Origin of the sequence: Streptomyces sp. NPDC096339, assembly GCF_044762985.1 — a bacterium.
Classification (GTDB): Bacteria; Actinomycetota; Actinomycetes; order Streptomycetales; family Streptomycetaceae; genus Streptomyces.
In genome coordinates, this window is record NZ_JBIWFI010000018.1 from 31088 (window position 1) to 48437 (window position 17350).

At 73.1% G+C, this 17350-nt stretch carries 13 protein-coding genes; 4 read left to right on the forward strand and 9 right to left on the reverse strand.

The window, feature by feature from the left end; genetic code table 11:
- Positions 1-43 precede the first annotated feature (43 nt).
- Positions 44-1273, forward strand: a complete 1230-nt coding sequence (locus ACIQ5Y_RS22590; RefSeq protein WP_403883188.1) for an FAD-dependent monooxygenase — start codon at positions 44-46, stop codon at positions 1271-1273.
- A gap of 26 nt (positions 1274-1299) precedes the next feature.
- Here ACIQ5Y_RS22590 and ACIQ5Y_RS22595 read toward each other — a convergent pair whose 3' ends face one another.
- The 8 genes from ACIQ5Y_RS22595 to ACIQ5Y_RS22630 form a co-directional block, all read right to left on the reverse strand.
- On the reverse strand, positions 1300-2379 hold the full coding sequence (locus ACIQ5Y_RS22595) for a Zn-dependent alcohol dehydrogenase (protein WP_403883191.1): 1080 nt from the start codon (positions 2377-2379) through the stop codon (positions 1300-1302).
- Between the two features lie 17 nt (positions 2380-2396).
- The gene (locus ACIQ5Y_RS22600) at positions 2397-3809 is read right to left on the reverse strand and encodes an aldehyde dehydrogenase family protein (protein ID WP_403883194.1); all 1413 of its coding nucleotides are present in this window, start codon (positions 3807-3809) and stop codon (positions 2397-2399) included.
- 98 nt (positions 3810-3907) lie between these two features.
- Positions 3908-5380, reverse strand: a complete 1473-nt coding sequence (locus tag ACIQ5Y_RS22605; RefSeq protein WP_403883197.1) for a CitMHS family transporter — start codon at positions 5378-5380, stop codon at positions 3908-3910.
- Between the two features lie 73 nt (positions 5381-5453).
- The gene (locus ACIQ5Y_RS22610; RefSeq protein ID WP_403883200.1) at positions 5454-7688 is read right to left on the reverse strand and encodes a molybdopterin oxidoreductase family protein; all 2235 of its coding nucleotides are present in this window, start codon (positions 7686-7688) and stop codon (positions 5454-5456) included.
- A gap of 294 nt (positions 7689-7982) precedes the next feature.
- Entirely contained in the window at positions 7983-8603 is a 621-nt protein-coding gene (locus ACIQ5Y_RS22615; protein WP_403883435.1) for a TetR family transcriptional regulator, read from the reverse strand.
- 54 nt (positions 8604-8657) lie between these two features.
- Complete coding sequence (locus ACIQ5Y_RS22620) at positions 8658-9959, reverse strand: hypothetical protein (RefSeq protein ID WP_403883437.1); 1302 nt, start codon at positions 9957-9959, stop codon at positions 8658-8660.
- A gap of 376 nt (positions 9960-10335) precedes the next feature.
- Entirely contained in the window at positions 10336-11139 is an 804-nt protein-coding gene (locus tag ACIQ5Y_RS22625) for a hypothetical protein (protein WP_403883440.1), read from the reverse strand.
- 214 nt (positions 11140-11353) lie between these two features.
- Entirely contained in the window at positions 11354-13492 is a 2139-nt protein-coding gene (locus tag ACIQ5Y_RS22630; RefSeq protein WP_403883203.1) for a right-handed parallel beta-helix repeat-containing protein, read from the reverse strand.
- 255 nt (positions 13493-13747) lie between these two features.
- Here ACIQ5Y_RS22630 and hmgA point away from each other — a divergent pair, with 255 nt between their 5' ends.
- A complete protein-coding gene (hmgA, locus tag ACIQ5Y_RS22635) occupies positions 13748-15061 on the forward strand; it encodes a homogentisate 1,2-dioxygenase (RefSeq protein WP_403883206.1) in 1314 nt (437 codons plus the stop codon).
- 45 nt (positions 15062-15106) lie between these two features.
- Entirely contained in the window at positions 15107-15856 is a 750-nt protein-coding gene (locus tag ACIQ5Y_RS22640) for a GntR family transcriptional regulator (RefSeq protein WP_403883209.1), read from the forward strand.
- Between the two features lie 40 nt (positions 15857-15896).
- On the opposite strand, the gene ACIQ5Y_RS22645 is transcribed toward ACIQ5Y_RS22640, so the two are convergent.
- Entirely contained in the window at positions 15897-16064 is a 168-nt protein-coding gene (locus tag ACIQ5Y_RS22645; protein ID WP_384591369.1) for a hypothetical protein, read from the reverse strand.
- A gap of 144 nt (positions 16065-16208) precedes the next feature.
- On the opposite strand from ACIQ5Y_RS22645, the gene ACIQ5Y_RS22650 reads away from it, so the two are divergent.
- Positions 16209-17333, forward strand: a complete 1125-nt coding sequence (locus tag ACIQ5Y_RS22650; protein ID WP_403883443.1) for a type ISP restriction/modification enzyme — start codon at positions 16209-16211, stop codon at positions 17331-17333.
- Positions 17334-17350: the final 17 nt, after the last annotated feature.

Genomic DNA, 17350 nt, shown 5'->3' on the forward strand with positions numbered 1-17350 from the left:
CGACGGTGAGCGGGCGGTGAGCGCCCCACCGGAAGCTCACCGCATGAAGAACCTCGACGTCCTCATCTCCGGCTCCTCCGTCGCGGGCCCCGCGCTCGCCTACTGGCTCCACCGCCACGGCTTCAACCCCACGATCGTGGAGCGCGCCCCCGCACTGCGCGACGGCGGCTACGCCGTCGACTTCCGGGGCGAGGCGCACCTGTCGGTCCTGCGCGCCATGGGCGTCCTGGACGCCGTCGAAGCCGCCCGGACCGGTACGGGCTCCATGTCGTACGTCAACAGCGCGGGCAAGGTGCAGGCGAAGATGCCGGCCGATCTGTTCGCCGGGGACGTCGAGATCCTCCGGGGCGATCTGGCACGGATCCTGTACGACGCGACCGAGCCGTACACGGAGTACCTCTTCGGGGACTCCGTCACCTCCCTCACCGAGGACGCGGACGGCGTCGCCGTCACCTTCGAACAGGGCGCGCCGCGCCGGTTCGACCTGGTGATAGGGGCCGACGGCCTGCACTCGAACACCCGCCGCCTGGCGTTCGGGCCGGAGGAACGGTTCGTGAAGCACCTCGGCGTGCACTGCGCGATCTTCACGACGGCCAACCACCTCGGGCTCGACCACACCGGACACGCCTACCGCACCGCGGGCAAGCTCGTCGCGATGTACAGCGCCCGTCACAACACCGAGGCCAAGGCGGTCTTCTACTTCGCCTCTCCGGCCCTGGACCTCGACCGGCGCGAGGTGACGCGGCAGCAGGCCGTCCTCGCCGAGCAGTTCGCGGGCACCGGGTGGGAGAGCGACCGGCTGCTGCGGGACATGCGGTACGCGCCCGACTTCTACTTCGATTCGGTCGCGCAGGTCCGGATGGACTCCTGGAGCCGGGGCCGGGTCGCCCTGGTCGGCGACGCCGCCTACTGCCCCTCGTCGCTCTCCGGCATGGGTTCGGGGCTCGCCCTGGTCGGCGCGTACGTCCTCGCGGGGGAGCTGGCGGCCGCCGGTGGCGACCACCGGGTCGCCTTCGGCCGCTACGAGGACGCGCTGCGGGAGTACGCGGAGGGGTGCCGGAAGATGGGCGACGGCGTGGCGTGGCTCATGGTCCCCGGCAGCCGTTTCATGGCGGGGCTGCTCAACCGCTACTACAAGGTCATGCCCTACCTGCCCGGGAAGAACATGGCCGCGAAGATCGCCCGCAAGACGGCCGAGAACATCGTGCTGCGGGACTACGGCGCGCGGGGCGCCCTCCCCACCGGACAGTCCCCGGACCGGCTCGGGCACTGAGGGCGGCCCCGCCGGGCCGGGTCGGTCTAGAAGACGACCAGTGAGCGGCCGCCCTTGCCCGCCAGCATCGCGTCGAAGGCCGCCGGGATGCCGTCGAGGGTGATGCGGTCGGTGACGAGGGCGCCGAGGTCCAGGCGGCCCGCGCGGACGTGTTCGGCGATCACCGGGAGGTCGCGGGCGGGGTCGCTGTTGCCGTAGACGCAGCCGGTGAGGGTGCGGGCGAAGTGGAAGATCTCCAGGGCGTGGAAGGTGACCTGCTGCTCCTTGCCGCCGATTCCGACGACCGTGGTGCGGCCCCCGCGCCGGGTGGACTCCCAGGCTCCGCGGATGGTCTCGGCCCGGCCGACGCACTCCACGGCCACGTCCGCGCCCCGGCCCCCGGTGAGGGCCCGGATCTCCTTGGCGGTGGTGTCGGAGGCGAGGACGAACTCGGTGGCCCCGGCCGCCCGCGCCAGCTCCTCCTTGGCCGGGGAGACGTCCACGGCCACGATCGGGCCCGCCCCCGCGACGCGTGCGGCTTGGAGCGCGGCCAGGCCGACCCCGCCGACGCCGAAGACGGCGACGGACTCACCGGGGCGGACCTGGGCACTGTGGTGGACGGCGCCGTAGCCGGTGAGCACGGCGCAGCCGAGCAGGGCGGCCTCGGCGAGCGGGATCCCGGCCGGCGCGGGCAGCACGCAGTTGGCCGCGACGACGGTCTCCTCGGCGAACGCGGCCACGTTCAGCCCGGGGTGGAGCGGTGTGCCCTGCGCGTCGTGAGCGTGGACGGCGCCGACCCCGGTGAGCGCGTTGACGCAGAGCCATACCTCGCCGATGGCGCAGTGGTGGCACTCCCCGCAGGACGGGGCCCAGTTGAGCACGACCCCGTCACCGGGGGCGACATGGGTGACGCCCTCGCCCACCGCGAGCACCGTGCCCGCGCCCTCGTGGCCGAGGACGGCGGGTACGGGGACCCGCATGGTGCCGTTGGTGAGGGAGAGGTCGGAGTGGCAGACCCCGGCTGCGGTGAGCCGTACGCGGACCTGCCCGGGTCCGGGATCGGGCAGCACGATCTCCCGTATCTCCAGCGGGGCTCCGACGGCGGGCAGGATGGCGGCGCGGACCATGTTCGTCGTCTCCGTGTTCAGAACTGCAGGGACTTGGTCTGGAGGTACTCCGTCAGGCCGTGCGGGCCCAGTTCGCGGCCGACGCCCGACTGCTTGTAGCCGCCGAAGGGCGCGAGCACGTTGAAGCGGCCGCCGTTGATGTCCACCTGCCCGGTGTCCATGCGGCGGGCGAACGCCACGGCCGTCTCCTCGTCCTCGGCCCAGACGGCGCCGCCCAGGCCGTAGACGGTGCCGTTGGCGATGCGCAGGGCCTCCTCCTCGTCGTTGTAGGACAGGATCGACAGCACGGGGCCGAAGATCTCCTCCTGGGCGATGGTCATGTCGGGCGTGACGTCGGCGAACACGGTCGGGGCGACGAAGTAGCCCTGTTCGTGCGGGGAGTCGGGGCCGCCGGCGACGAGACGGGCGCCTTCCTCCACGCCCTTGGCGATGTAGCCGCGGACGCGTTCGTGCTGCTTGGCGTTGACCACCGGGCCGAGGCGGGTCTCCGGCGTGCGGGGGTCTCCGGTGGGGTACTTGGCGACGGCGGCGGCCGCGAGCGAGACGGCCTCCTCGTAGTGGTCCCGGTGGACGAGCATGCGGGTGAGCGCGTTGCAGCTCTGGCCGGCGTTGTTCATGACGTGGCCGACACCTGCCGCGACGGCCTTGGCCAGATCGGCGCCGGGCAGGATGACGTTGGCCGATTTGCCGCCCAGTTCGAGGGCGACCCGCTTGACGGCGGCGCCGGCCGTGGCGCCGATCTTCTTGCCGACCGCGGTGGAGCCGGTGAAGGAGACCAGGTCGACTCCCTCGTGCGCGGCCAGGGCCTGCCCGGCGACCGGTCCGGTTCCGGTCACCAGGTTGAAGACTCCGGCCGGGATGCCCGCCTCGTGCACGGCTTCGGCGAAGAGCTGTGCGGTCAGCGGGGTGTCCTCGGCCGGCTTGAGTACGAGGGTGCAGCCGGCGGCGAGAGCGGGTGCCACCTTGGCAACGACCTGGTGCAGCGGATAGTTCCAGGGGGTGATGGCGCCGACCACCCCGACGGGCTCCAGCAGCACGGTGGAGTTCCCGATCCGCTGCTCGAAGGAGTACGAGGCCCCGAGTTCGGCGTACGAGGAGGCCACGGCGATCGGTGACCCGACGTGGACCATCTCCGCGAAACCGAGCGGGGAGCCCAGTTCGGCGGTGATGGTCTCGGCGATCTCGCTCTTGCGGGCGAGCAGTACGTCGCGCAGCGCGCCGATCAGCGCGGCCCGCTCGGCCGCGGGCGTCGCCGCCCAGCCGGGCAGGGCGGCGCGGGCCGCTCGTACGGCCGCGTCCACGTCCTCCTCGGTACCGGCCGGCACCGAGGCGATGACCTGCTCGTCGGCCGGGTTGACGACCTCTATGCGGTCGCTTCCGGCGGCGGGCCGCCATGCGCCGCCGATGTACATCCCGTCGTGGGCCTTCATGCCATTCCTCCCGAGCACGCACGAGTGCGTAGACCAGACCTCGCGGACACCCTACAAACTAGCGTCGGTAGTTTTCCGTGCGCCAGGGGAGGCGGGGATCAGATGATGCCGAAAAGCATCCCTGCCGCGAGGACGACGAGGGAGGTCAGTGCCGCCCATTTCACGGTGAACCGGGTGTGGTCGCCGAACTCGACCTTCGCCATGCCGACGAGGACGTAGACGGCCGGAACCAGCGGGCTGGACATGTGGAGGGCCTGGCCGACGAGGGAGGCGCGGGCGATTTCGAGCGGGGAGACCCCGTGGGCGGCGCCGGCCTCGGCGAGGACGGGGAGGACGCCGAAGTAGAAGCCGTCGTTGGACATGAAGTAGGTGAGCGGCAGGCTGAGCAGGCCGGTGACCAGCGCCATGTGCGGGCCCATGCCCTCGGGGATGGCGCCGACGAGCCAGTCGGCCATGTGCTTGACCATGCCGGTGCCGGTGAGGACACCGGTGAAGACGGCGGCGGCGAAGACCATGCCGGCGACGTTCAGGACGTTGTCCGCGTGGGCGGCGATCCGGGCCTTCTGGTCGGGCATGTGCGGGAAGTTCACGGTGAGCGCGAGGGCGGCGCCGAGCAGGAACAGCACCGGGATGGGCAGCAGCTCCATGATCATCGCGGTCAGGAGGGCCACCGTGAGGGCGGCGTTGAACCAGTACAGGCGCGGCCGCAGGGTCGGGCGGTGCGGGTCGAGACCCTGGAAGCCGTCCCCGGCCGCGCCATCGCCCGTGGCGGCCGACGCCCCGCCCGCGCCGGTGGAGCCGGTGGAGCCGGTGGAGCCGGTGGAGCCTGCGGCGGAGTCGGCGGCGGAGCGTGCGACGGAGCCCGTGGAACCGGCGACGGCCTCGCCCGAGCCCGTCCCGGAGGCGGCCATGACCAGTTCGTCCTCTTCCGCCGCCCCGTCTCCCGGCAGGGAGAGGAGGCCGACACGGCGGCGCTCCTTCAGCCCGAGGACGTACGCGAGGACGAAGACGAAGAGCAGTCCCACGGCGAGCGCCGGGATCATCGGGACGAAGATGTCCGCGGCGTCGAGCTTGAGCGCGGTCGCGGCGCGGGCCGTGGGGCCGCCCCAGGGCAGGGTGTTCATGACTCCGTTCGCCGTGGCGGCGACTCCCGTCATGACCACCAGGCTCAGACCGAGGCGCTTGTAGAGCGGATACATGGCCGAGACCGTGATCATGAAGGTGGTCGATCCGTCGCCGTCGAGCGAGACAATCGCCGCGAGGACGGCGGTGCCGACCACCACCCGGACGGGGTCGGCCTTGCAGAAGCGCAGGATGCCCCGCACGATCGGGTCGAACAGGCCGACGTCGATCATCACGCCGAAGTAGACGATGGCGAACATCAGCATGGCGGCGGTCGGGGCGAGTTTCCCGACGCCTTCGATGACGTAGTCGCCGAGGTGCGCGCCCTGTCCGGCGAAGACGCAGAACAGGGCGGGGATCAGGACGAGCGCCGCGATGGGCGACATTTTCTTCATCATGATCAGGACCAGGAAGATCGCGATCATGGCGAAGCCGAGGAAGGTCAGCATGGGGGGAAGGTAGGTGCCGCCTCCTGGGGCCAACAAGACGTCGAGCCGTGAGCAATACGAGCAAAACCCCAGCTCAGGGGAGGGGTGCGAGCTCGACGGGGAAGCCGTTGAGCACCGCCGTGCCGGACAGGGGGTCGAGCAGGGTGCCGTCGAGGAGCTGGTTGACGTTGGCTCCGGGCACGGTGGAGGCCACCGAGAGCCGGGTGCCGGCCCTGTCGTGGCCCCAGCCGTGCGGGAGGCTCACGACTCCGGTGCGGACGGCGTCGGAGATCTCGACGGGAACCTCCAGACTCCCGCCGGCGGAGGTGATCCGGGCCCGGCCGCCATCGGTGAGGCCCAGCCGCCCCGCGTCCTGCGGGTGCACTTGGAGGGTGCAGCGGTTGGAACCTCCTGTGAGGGCCGGGACGTTGTGCAACCAGCTGTTGTTGGACCGCAGGTGGCGGCGGCCCACGAGCACCAGGGCGGCGGGGCGGTCGGCGAGTGCCGTGCGCAGCCTGGGGAGCTCGGCCGCGATCGGGTCCGGGAGCAGCTCGATCCCGCCGCTGCGGGTCCTCAACACGCCCGGGAGCCGGGGGCGCATCGGCCCCAGGTCGATGCCGTGCGGGTGTGCGAGCAGCCGCTCCAGGCTGAGCCGGTGCCCCTCGCGGGCGGCGCCGAACAGGTCTCCGTACGGGCCGAGTCGGAGCATCAGGTCCAGGCGGCGTTCGGCTCCGCTGTCGCCCGTGAGCAGGTCGGCGAGGCGGTCCGGGTCCTCCCCGTGCAGCGGGGAGTGCGGGTCGGCGGTCTCCTTGCCGAGGGCGCTCCGGACGGCGAGTTCGTCGACGGCGTCCGGGCCGGCGGCGCCGTGCATGCCGGAGACGGCGAGGACGAGACGCGCGTGGATCTCGCACTCGTCGAGGCGCCCGACCTCGAGGGGGACGGCGGCGCGGGTGTAGCGCACCTGGTTGCGGATGGCGAAGCCGTTGAAGGCGAAGTCGTGGTGCGGGCTCTGCGAGGGCGGCGGCGGGGGCAGCACGACGTGCGCGTGGCGTGAGGTCTCGTTCAGGTACGGGTCGATCGAGACCATGAAGTCGAGGCCGGCCAGTGCCCGGTCGAGCCGGTCGCCGTCGGGTGCGGACAGGACCGGGTTCGCGGCGATGGAGATCAGGGCGCGGATCCTCCCCTCCCCCGGGGTCTCGATCTCCTCGGCCAGGGCGGTGATGGGCAGTTCGCTCTTGACCTCGGGGTGGCCGCTGACCCGGCTGTGCCAGCGGCCGAGCACGAAGCCCTTGCCGGGCCCGGCGGGGCGCGGCCGGGGTCCGGCGGCCGGGAGCGGGAAGAGGACTCCGCCGGGCCGGTCGAGGTTGCCGGTGAGGATGTTCAGTACGTCGACCAGCCAGCTGGCGAGGGTGCCGTGCTCGACGGTGCAGCTGCCAATCCGGCCGTAGACGGCGGCGGTGGGTGCGGCCGCGAGTTCACGGGCGAGGGTGCGGATCTCGTCGGCCGGGAGGTCGCAGGCGGGTGCTACGGCCTCAGGAGTGAAACTCTCCAGCGCGGCCGCGAGTTCCCCGAGCTCCTGGCTCCTTTCCTCCGGTTCGCCGGGGGACGTGGGTTTCTCCGCGATCAGGGTGTGCGCGAGGGCGGCGAGCAGCAGGGCGTCGCTGCCGGGGCGCGGCGCGAGGTGGCGGTCGGCGAGGGCGGCGGTGCGGGTGCGGCGCGGATCGACGACGACGAGGGTGCCGCCTCGGGCGCGCAGGGCTTTGAGGCGGCCGGGGAAGTCGGGGGCGGTGCACAGGGAGCCGTTGGATTCGACCGGGTTGGCGCCCAGGAGCAGCAGGAAGTCGGTCCTGTCGAGGTCGGGGACCGGAATGGCGAAGGGGTCGCCGTAGAGGAGGCCGCTGGAGACGTGCTTGGGCATCTGGTCGAGCGTGCTGGCGGTGAAGAGGTTGCGGGTGCCGAGAGCCTTGAGGAGCAGCGGCGGGTAGAGGGCGCCGGCCATGGTGTGCGCGTTCGGGTTGCCGAGGACCACGCCCACCGACTGAGCCCCGTGCTCCTGGACCAGGGCGGGGACGGCGGCGGCGATGACGTCGAACGCCTCCTCCCAGGTGGCCTCCTGGAGGTGGCCGTCGCGGCGGACGAGGGGGCGGCGCAGCCGGTCGGGGTCGGCGTCGAGCTGCCCGAAGGCGGCGCCCTTGGGGCAGATGAAGCCGTGGCTGAAGACGTCCTCGCGGTCGCCGCGGGCACCGGTGACGGTGGTGCCCTCGATGGTGAGGGTGAGGCCGCAGGTTGCTTCGCAGAGGGGGCAGATGCGCAGGGCGGTGCGGGGCATGGGCCCTCCAGGGGCGGCAGGCTGCGGCACGGGCACGCGGGGCGCACCGAGCATACCGACCGGTACGGACGGCGGGGAGGGTCTTGCCGCGTCGAACTCGCACCGGAGCGGGGCGGGGAGACGGGACTGGGCGCGGCGGTGCACAGCGGGGTGGGGCGCGCCGGTCGGAACGCGGCCTGGCAGAACACGGGCGGGCAGAACACGGGCGGGCGGGGCGCGGCCGAGCGGAACGCGGCCGAGCGGGGCGCGGCCGAGCGGGGCGCGGCCGGGCGGGGCGCGGCCGGGCGGAACGGGTCAGTCCAGTACGCGGGCCAGGTAGGCGTGCATCATCGTGCGGGTCTCGGCGACGATGGCCGGATCGCCCGCCGGGTCCGTGCGGAAGGCCAGTTGGATCAACGCGTCGGTGGCTTCGACGGCGACCAGGACCGCCCGCCCGAGGGTGGCGTCGGGGTTCAGTCCCAGGTGCGCGCAGAAGAGTTCGGTGAGGCGGGCGGCGACCAGGTTGTTGGGGTCGGAGGCCGGACCCTCGACCGGCGGGGCCGGCACGCCGAAGTCGACGAGCGCGAAACCGGGGACGGTGCGCTTCATGGCGAGGTACTCGTCCAGCACGGCGTCGACGACGGGCCGCCAGTCGGTGGCGGGGAGGTCGGCGAGGCGGTCCGCGATGCCGTCGGCGTAGGTGTCGAGGTTGCGGTGGGCGAGGGCCGTGGCCATGGCCCGCTTGTTGCCGAAGAAACGGTAGACCGAGCCGATCGGGACGCCGGCGCGCAGGGCGACGGCCCGGGTGCTGAGGTTTTCGTACCCGGTCTCGTCCAGGAGTTCGGCGCAGGCGTCGAGGATCCGGGCGAGCCGGTCGGCGCTGCGCTGCTGGATGGGCGTACGGCGCATGGGGTGGGCGGGAGGCACGGGGTCCATCATGCCGCTCCTCGCTTCCGGGTTCGGCGGGGGCCTGGACTCGCACGCCGTGGCCTAGTTCAGCAGGAGGCTCAGCCCTCCGATGGTGTACGTGATCATCAGCGCGAGCAGCGGGAGCTGCCCGGCCACCGCTTTCGAGGGCGGGAAGAGGCGTACGGAGCGGTCGTGGGCCGCTATGACACCGAGCACGTGGCCGGTGACGACGGCGACGACCTGGAGGGCGGCGAGACCGCCGGGACCCAGTGGCGGCAAGGGTTCGGCGGCGTTGTCAGTGCCCACTGCCATGATGACTGTGCGTGGTCCTTCGACTACCAGGAGGGAGGAGTAGTGGGCGACGAGATAGCCGAGTGCGATCGGCACCAGTGAGTGCGCGAAGGCGGTCAGCGGGCCGGGGTGCGGGCCGCTGACGAGTCGGGTGGCCGCCGCGCAGAGGCAGTAGAGGGTGGCGACGAGGGCGATGGAAGCGAGCAGTCCGAGGGTGGCCGTGGGGGTGCGGCCGAGGGGGGAGGTCTGAAGGGTGTCGATCCAGGAGGGGTTGTCGGAGAAGCCGTCGTAGGCGGTGGAGCCGAGGAGGACGCAGACGGTGGCGACGAGTCCGGGCCGCTCGGGCGTCGCGTCGAGTCCGTGGAACGGGTTGCGCAGGACGAGGCGGCCGTCGCCGCGGCGGCCGAGGGGGGAGAGACGGGCGAAGAGGGTGGAGTACGCCTCGAAGGCGTCTCCGTCGTCGAACCAGCGCTCGCCGAAGCGGGCGGCGAGCAGCAGCTGGACGGTGGTGTACAGGGCGAGGGCGATCAGGAGGGTGGTGGTGGATGCCGGATCGGGAGCGACGAGTTCGAGCCAGGTGAAGGCGAACAGCCCGGCGGCCGCGGGCCATTGGCCGAGCCGGGCGGGGAGGGGGCGGCCGGGGGTGCGGCGACGCAGGGCCCGGGAGAGCAGGAGGTGCAGGGTGCGGAGCGGGTTGAGCCGGCGCCAGACGGGGCCGAGGAGGAGGGAGGCGGGGACGAGTCCGACCCAGAGGAGTACGTAGACGGCACCGGGAGCGGGGTTGCGGGTGGGGTCGTCGGGACCGAGAAGGAGGTGGAGGAGGAGGGTCAGTGCGGCGGCGAGGCCGATGGCGCGCAGGGCGGTGCGGGTGGCCGGCGCGTCGACGGCCCTCTGGATGGCGGCCGGGAGGGCGATCCCTGAGCGGTCTCCGCGGAAGCGGGAGGTCGACCAGAGCAGGCCCAGAGCGAGGAAGGAGACGAACAGCGCGGCGAAGGCGCCGGCGAACGCGTAGAAGGGAGAGATCGGCAGGTCGTGCTGGGATCCGATCCCGTGCGCGAGTGTGGTGAGCGGATCGGCCGGGTGTTGGACCACGCCCTGGTCGGCGCCGCCACCGCCCGCGCCCGGGACGGGCCCCGGCCTGAAACCGGGCCCGACGGGGCTCACCACCGGCCGGCCGGGGTCGGTGGTGAGCCGGCGGTGCGGCCGGGCGTCCCGGACTCGGGCCCGAGCCCGGGGAGCCACGGCTGCGAATGCGGGCGCAGGCGCGCGTCCGTGTGCCGGTGCGGGTGCGGGCGCAGGTCCGGGCACGGGCACGGGTGCGGGCGCAGGTGCGCGTGCGGGCACGGGCGCAGGTGCGCGTGCGGGCACGGGCGCAGGTCCGGGCACGGGCACGGGCGCAGGCGCAGGTGCGGGTGCGGGCACGGGCGCAGGTGCGGGTGTGCGTGCGGGTGCGGGTGTACGTGCCGGGTCATCGGACGAGGAGTTGGGTCAGGACGAGGCCGGACTCGTGGGTCTCGACCTCGAAGAGGCCCGTACGGTCCACCGTCAGGATCAGGGTGGCCTCCTGGCCTGCGGGCAGGGCGAGTTCCTTGTCGTAGCCGTGGACGTGCAGGGTGTCCGCGCGGTCGCTGGTGACGCGCAGGGCGACGCGCTCGCCGCGCCGCAGCTCGGTGCGGGCCGGGGCGGGGCTGACCTTGCCGTCCCGGACTGTGACGGTGACCGTGCGGTCCGCCTCCGGCGCCGCCTGGGATGGCGTCGGGGTGTGGCCGTGGCCGCCGGGCAGGCCCGGGGCGGCGGCGGTGAGCTGCACCGAGCCCTCGATCGGCTTGCCGGCCACCGCCCAGGCGGTGTGGTCGTCGGCGTAGAGGCGGACGGTCAGGGTGTGCGTGCCCTCGGGGACCTGCGCGGCGGGCAGGTGGAACCAGGGGCCGTACAGCCGGGCGAGCTTGTGCCCGTCGAGCTCCAGGTGTGCGTGGCCGGCGCCCGCGAGGGCTGCGCCGCCGGTGCTGTCGGGGGTGAAGCGATAGTTCTTCACGGCCAGTTGGAGGTTCCATCCGTCCTCGGAGTCCGGGCGGGCGGTGAGCTGGACCTCCGGCGCGCCTTCGGCCGGGACCTCGCGGAGGCGGTGGCCCGCGCCGTCGTCGGTGGTGAGCAGGGTGCCCGCGCTGCCGGAGGCCTGCTCGTGGCTGGTGCCGGGCTTGTGGTGGGTGGTGGCCCGCCCGCCGCAGCCCGTCGCCGCTCCGCCCGCGAGGAGCAGGACGAGGGCGAGCAGAGCCGCGCCCCGGGCGGCCCTGCCGCGCCTGCGCGGTGGGCGGGGCGGGGCGGCGCAGACGTCGCACCGGACCCGCTCGGCGGAACGGTCGTCGGCGGAACGGTCGTCGCTCACAGCTCCCCTCCCCGCGCGTGGAGGACCCGCCCGGCCGGGCGGCCCCCACCGGCCGGGCGGGTGGTGAGCTCGGCGCCCGCGGGCGCCGGGGTGTGGGGGGTCATGCGGTGTGCTCCGGGGTCGACGGGGGTTCGGGGGTCGTCGCGCTCGGGGACGGGGAGGGGCCCGCCGGGACCGGGGAGCGGTCGCCGGCCGGGTCGCCGCCCGGGCCGGCCGGGCGGGCGGGGGTGCCGGGGCGGGCCGAGGCCACCGCGGCCCAGAGGACCCAGACCAGCGCGACCAGGGCCCTTGCCCAGGCGGGGCTCAGGGGGGTCCAGGGGATCATCAGGACCGTCTTGTCGAAGGCGTCCAGCAGGGTCAGCCCGGCCAGCAGCAGGGTCAGGCGGGCCGTCCAGGGGCGGGTGGGGCGCAGGGCGATGCCCACGCCCGTCCACCACAGGCCGAGCAGGAGGAGGGCCAGCGCGGGGACGACGGTCGCGGTCAGCGGCATGGTGGAGCCGGCCACGTCCAGGGCCAGACCCGCCAGACCGAGGAGGGAGGCCGCGGTGCCCAGGCGGGAGGTGCGCAGGCGGCGCCACCACAGGACCCCGCCGACCAGGAGCAGCACCGCCGCCACGGCGAGCGCGATCTGGGTCTCCACCCGCTCCAGGCCGCGCGCGCCGTACCAGTCGCAGCCTGCCGGGAGCTTGCGCGCCTGGACGTTGTAGTCCGCGCAGACGAGGAGTTGGGCCAGCTTGACCGGTTCGCCGACCAGGCGGGCCGAAACGCCCGAGACCTCGCCGCGCGCACCGCCGCACCGCGGGACCGTGCCCGGGGTGGAGCCGTCGGGGCCGTCGCTCCAGCAGTTGTCGCGGCCCTGGCCGTCCCACCACACGTCCATGCCGTTGGGGCGGATGGCTCCGGACTTGTCCTTGCCGAGGACGTTGCCCGCGTACCGGTTGTGGTGGGAGGTGTCCGTCTGCTTGGACCAGGCCTCCTCGCCCCGGATGAAGGCGGGGACGGCGCTGAGGAAGAAGCCCGCGCGCTTGTGCCCGTACACCCAGTTGTTCTCGTAGAGGTTCCAGTTGCCGCCCGCGGTGATGATGCCGGTGCCCGGGGGCATGGAGATCTGCGGGCAGACCACGCCCCGCTCGTAGCCGCGCTCGATCGGCGGCTTGGCGCAGGTGCCGTCGGCGACGTGGCCGTAGTAGTCCTGGTTGTTGTCGTGGATCAGGTTCCGCTCGAACTTGGCGTGGTTCTGCGGGAGTCCGGGGTGGCCGGGGAAGGCGCTGTCCATGGAGGCGCCGCCCATGTTCTGGTCGAACTCGTTGTCGTGCACCCACACGGAGTCGCCCGCGGTGCCGGAGTAGCCGACCATGTTGTGGTGGCTGTGGCAGCCGGTGATCTCGATGGAGTACCGGGGGACGTCGTAGCCGCGGCCGTCGTTGATGTTGGAGGCGCTGCCCGGGTAGATGCCGGAGTCGCCGTTCCCGTAGGACTCGCAGTTCTTGTAGAGCCCGTGGTCGCTGGCGAAGGTCAGGAAGCCGTATTCGTCGTTCCAGCGGGTCAGCACGTCGTCGATGACGAACCCGTCGCCCGCGAGGACGTACAGCGAGTTGAAGGTGGTCCGCTGGGCGGTGAAGTTGCGGAAGTAGATGCCGTTGGACTTGTCGGCCCGGATGGCGTTCAGCTTCTGGTACTTGGCGTCGATGACCACGTCCATGCGCGAGGCGCCCGTGCCCTCGATCTGCAGGTTCGTCTTGCCGAGGATGGCGACGAGGTTCTGGTTGTGGCGGCAGGCCACCTGCTGCTCGTAGCTCAGGATCTGGTAGCCGAGCGCGGAGTTCGGGGCCTTGAGCGAGGCACACTCCCCCGTCGGCTTGCCCAGTGAGGGCTCCTCCTCGTACAGGCCGGGGAGGATCGCGATGTTCATCCCGGGCCGGTCGACGGCGTCGACGGCTTCCTGGAGGTGGCGGTAGCCGCTCTTCTCGCACCGCTCGAACAGCGCGAGGTTGCGGTCCCGGAGTTCCTGGGGGAAGGCGGACGTCCGGCGTTCGAAGTCGGGCCGGTCGGTCTTGCAGACCAGCAGGTCCGGCTCCGCCTTGCGGTATTCGGGCACGGATCCGGTGCCGTCGGGGAGGGTGACGGGGCGCTCCTCGTGCGCGCTCGCGGCGGGCGCGGCGACGAGGAGGGACAGGAGCGCGAGGAGGGCGGCGAGGAGCGCCGCCGGCACGGCAGGAAACCTGCGGGTCCACGACATGCGCGTGAGAGTAGAGCATTGTTCATCTTTTGGGATCCCCCTCCGCGCGATGAATCCGATCAACACCCACGTCCGTCCGGTCACCGGCCCCGCGACCCCGCGCCCGTCCGATCACCGGCCCCGCGACCCCGCGCCCCCCGCAGCCCCGCGGCCCCGCAGCCCCGCAGCCCGATCTCCATCGGCCCCCCGTTGACGGGCGGGCCGCGGAATCCTACTGTCGGGCATAGGATTCCTTCGACGGAGCGGGAGCAGCAGATGAGCGAGCAGGCCAGGAAGACGGCCGAGGCACTGGAGTACCTCACCGGCTTCGGCAACGAGCACAGCTCGGAGGCCGTGCCCGGCGCACTTCCCCTCGGCCGGAACTCGCCCCAGCGGGCCGCCCTCGGCCTGTACGCCGAGCAGCTCAGCGGCAGCGCCTTCACCGAGCCCCGCACCCACAACCGCCGCTCCTGGCTCTACCGGATCCGCCCCTCGGCCGCGCACCCGCCCTTCACCCGCGTCGACAACGGGGCCGTGCGCACCGCGCCCTTCACGGAGACCGTCCCGGACCCCAACCGGCTGCGCTGGAACCCGCTCCCCGACCCGGCCCCCGGCACCGACTTCCTGGCCGGCCTGTGGACCCTGGGCGGCAACGGCGACGCGACCCAGCGCACCGGGATGGCCGTCCACCTCTACTCCGCCAACGCCGACATGACCGACCGGGTCTTCAGCGACTCCGACGGCGAGCTCCTGATCGTCCCTGAGCGCGGCGGCCTGCTGCTGCGCACCGAGCTCGGCCTGCTCTCCGCCGGCCCCGGCGAGGTCGCCCTGATCCCCCGAGGCGTCCGCTTCCGCGTCGAGCTGCTCGATGACGACGCCCGCGGCTACGTCTGCGAGAACTACGGCCAGCCCTTCGAGCTGCCGAACCTGGGCCCGATCGGCGCCAACGGCCTCGCCGCCGCACGCGACTTCCGGGCCCCGGTCGCCGCGTACGAGGACGTCGAGCGCCCGACCGAGGTGGTCAACAAGTTCTGCGGCAACCTCTGGTCGGCCACCTACGACCACTCCCCGCTGGACGTGGTCGCCTGGCACGGCACCCACGTCCCGTACGTCTACGACCTGCGCCGTTTCAACGTGATCGGCTCGATCAGCTACGACCACCCGGACCCGTCGATCTTCACCGTGCTGACCGCGCCCACCGACACCCCCGGGCTGGCGGGCGTGGACTTCGTGGTCTTCGCCCCCCGCTGGCTGGTCGGTGAGGACACCTTCCGCCCGCCCTACTTCCACCGCAACGTGATGAGCGAGTACATGGGCCTGATCGAGGGGGCCTACGACGCCAAGGCCGAGGGGTTCGTCCCCGGCGGCGGCTCGCTCCACAACATGATGTCCGCGCACGGCCCGGACCGGGAGACCTTCGACCGGGCGAGCGCCGCCGAGCTGAAGCCGCAGAAGATCGACGACGGGCTGGCCTTCATGTTCGAGACCCGCTGGCCGATCACCGCCACCGCCCAGGCGGCCGGCGCGGACCACCTCCAGCGCGGATACGACGACGTCTGGCAGGGGCTCCAGCGCCACTTCCGCGCCTAATATGCGCAGGACACCACCCCTGTCAGCCCTACGGAGACCGCACCCGTGACCGCCTTCGCCCCCGACTCGCTGGTCCTGAACCGGAAGCTCCCTCTCTGGTACCAGGTCTCGCAGTCGCTGCGCGCCTCGATACTCGGGCGCACGCCGGACGCCTCCCTGCGACTGCCCACCGAGGAGCAGCTCGCCGAGCACTACGGGGTGAGCGTGCTGACCATGCGGCAGGCGCTCAAGGAGCTGGAGGGCGAGGGGCTGATCAGCCGGCACCGGCGGCGCGGCACCTTCATCGAGCCGGGGGCCCGGCGTGCCGCCCCGGTACGGCTGCTGGGCTCGGTCGACACGATCGTGGCCCAGCAGTCGGGTGAGCGCACGACGATCCTCGGGCACGCGCGGACGGCGGTGTCCGGGGAGCTGCTGGACCACTTCCCGGACACCCCGGAGGTGGTCACCTACCGCAGGCTGCGCCACGACCGCGAGACCGGCGAGCCCAGCAACTGGGCGGAGAACGCGGTCCTTCCGGAGTTCGCCGAGTCCGTGCAGCTCGCCGATCTCGAACGGTGGCCGATGACGAAGGTGCTGCGGGACATCGTCGGAGTGCGCATCAGCCGGATCACGGACACGGTCGAGGCCCGGCTCGCCGACCCCGAGACGGCCGAGCTCCTCCAGGTCCCGCTGCTCAGCCCGATCCTGCACTACACGGGCGTGACCTACGACGACGACGGCCGGGTGGTGGACGTGGCGCGGATCCGCTACCGCGGCGACCGGTTCTCCTTCACGGTGACGGTCGACGCGCACTGAGGACGGCGGCCGCCGCCCTCCGCTACCGCTTCGCCCTCCGCTACCGCTTCTCGTCGTCCTCCGCGGACCGCTCGCCCTCGGCCTGGGAGGGCGTGGTGCGCATCGTCTTCGGGTGGTGCGTCTGCTGCATCTGGGTCTCGTCCATGTCCTCGTCGAGCCGCTCCCCCTCGGCCTGCGACGGAGTCGAGTATTCGTCGTACTGACTCATGACATCTCCTCGGTCGATTCCGCGCATAGACCTCATACGCGTACATAAGGAGCGTAGCTCTTCGGCCTGGGCGCAGCCCGGCCACCAGGTCCCGTCGCTACCATCGGCGGCGTGAGCGAAGACGTAGCGCTGCTGGACGATCTGATGCCCTGGTCCGTGGGCGGGCTGCGCCTGGGCCGGGACTGGGTGGCCGCGCCCGATCCCGCTTCCCTGCGCGCCCGCTGGGCAGCCCTGACCGGTGCCGAAGGCGCCGACCGGGAGCGGCTGTTCCGCCCGAGCCGGCTGCGCACCCCCACCTCCGGGGCGGCCGCGCTGCCGGGGCAACGCTCGGCGGCCACGGCCCGTTTCGCGGACGAGCCCGGGCCGTGCCCGGAGCCCGTACGGGTGCTCCGCGAGCCCTTCGACGAGCAGTGGCTCCTGCCCGACCAGCGGCTCATCGACTCGGCCCGCCCGGAGCTGTGGCGGGTCCTGGACGAACACCAGCTCTTCGCGGTCGAGACCCCCGAGCTGCTGGTCAGCGCGCACCTCCCGGCCGGTCGACTCGGGCGGATCCGGCCCCTGCACCGGCGTCCCGGCGGCGCCGAGCCCAATGTCGCCCCGGGCCTGCTCCCCCTGCTCGGCGAGCGCCACGGCGGCTGGGTCACGCCCGAGGACCTGCTGTGCTGGATCCTCGCCGCGGGCCGCCCCGGGCCGCGGGGGTACGAGGTCCCCCTCGCGGCCGACCCCGGGCGCTGGCGGGCCGGGCTGGAGCTGGGACACCGGCTGCTCACCGTCCAGTTGCGCGGGGCGCGGGGCGGCGAGCCGCCCCGGCTGCCCGGCGGGCGCCGGCCGTACGTCCGCTCGGCGGTCGGGGCGTGGCCGCAGGGGCTGTCGTACGACGAGGAGAGCGAGACCCTTGGCCTCGGCGCGGGCACGGTCTCCCCCGTGCCGTCCGGGGCGTGGGAGTACGAGGCGCAGGGCGTGCGGGTGCTGGAGGCCTGGTTCGCGGCCCGGGTGGCGCACCGCGCTCCGGATGCCGACGGGCTGGTGGCGCTGGGTCCGGCGCAGTGGCCGCAGGCGTGGACCTCGGAGCTGCTGGCGCTGGTGACGACCCTGGCGCTGCTGGCGGACCTGGCCCCGGAGCGGGCGGCCTTCGAGCCGGGCCCACTACTGCCCGCGTCCGCGCTGCGGGCGGCCGGGGTGCTGCCGCCGCCGCGCTCGGCGCGGCGCCCGGCCTCGGTCCTGGACCACCAGGAGGAGGGCCCGGGCGGGCAGTTCGCGCTGCTCTGAGCGGCGCGGAACGGCCC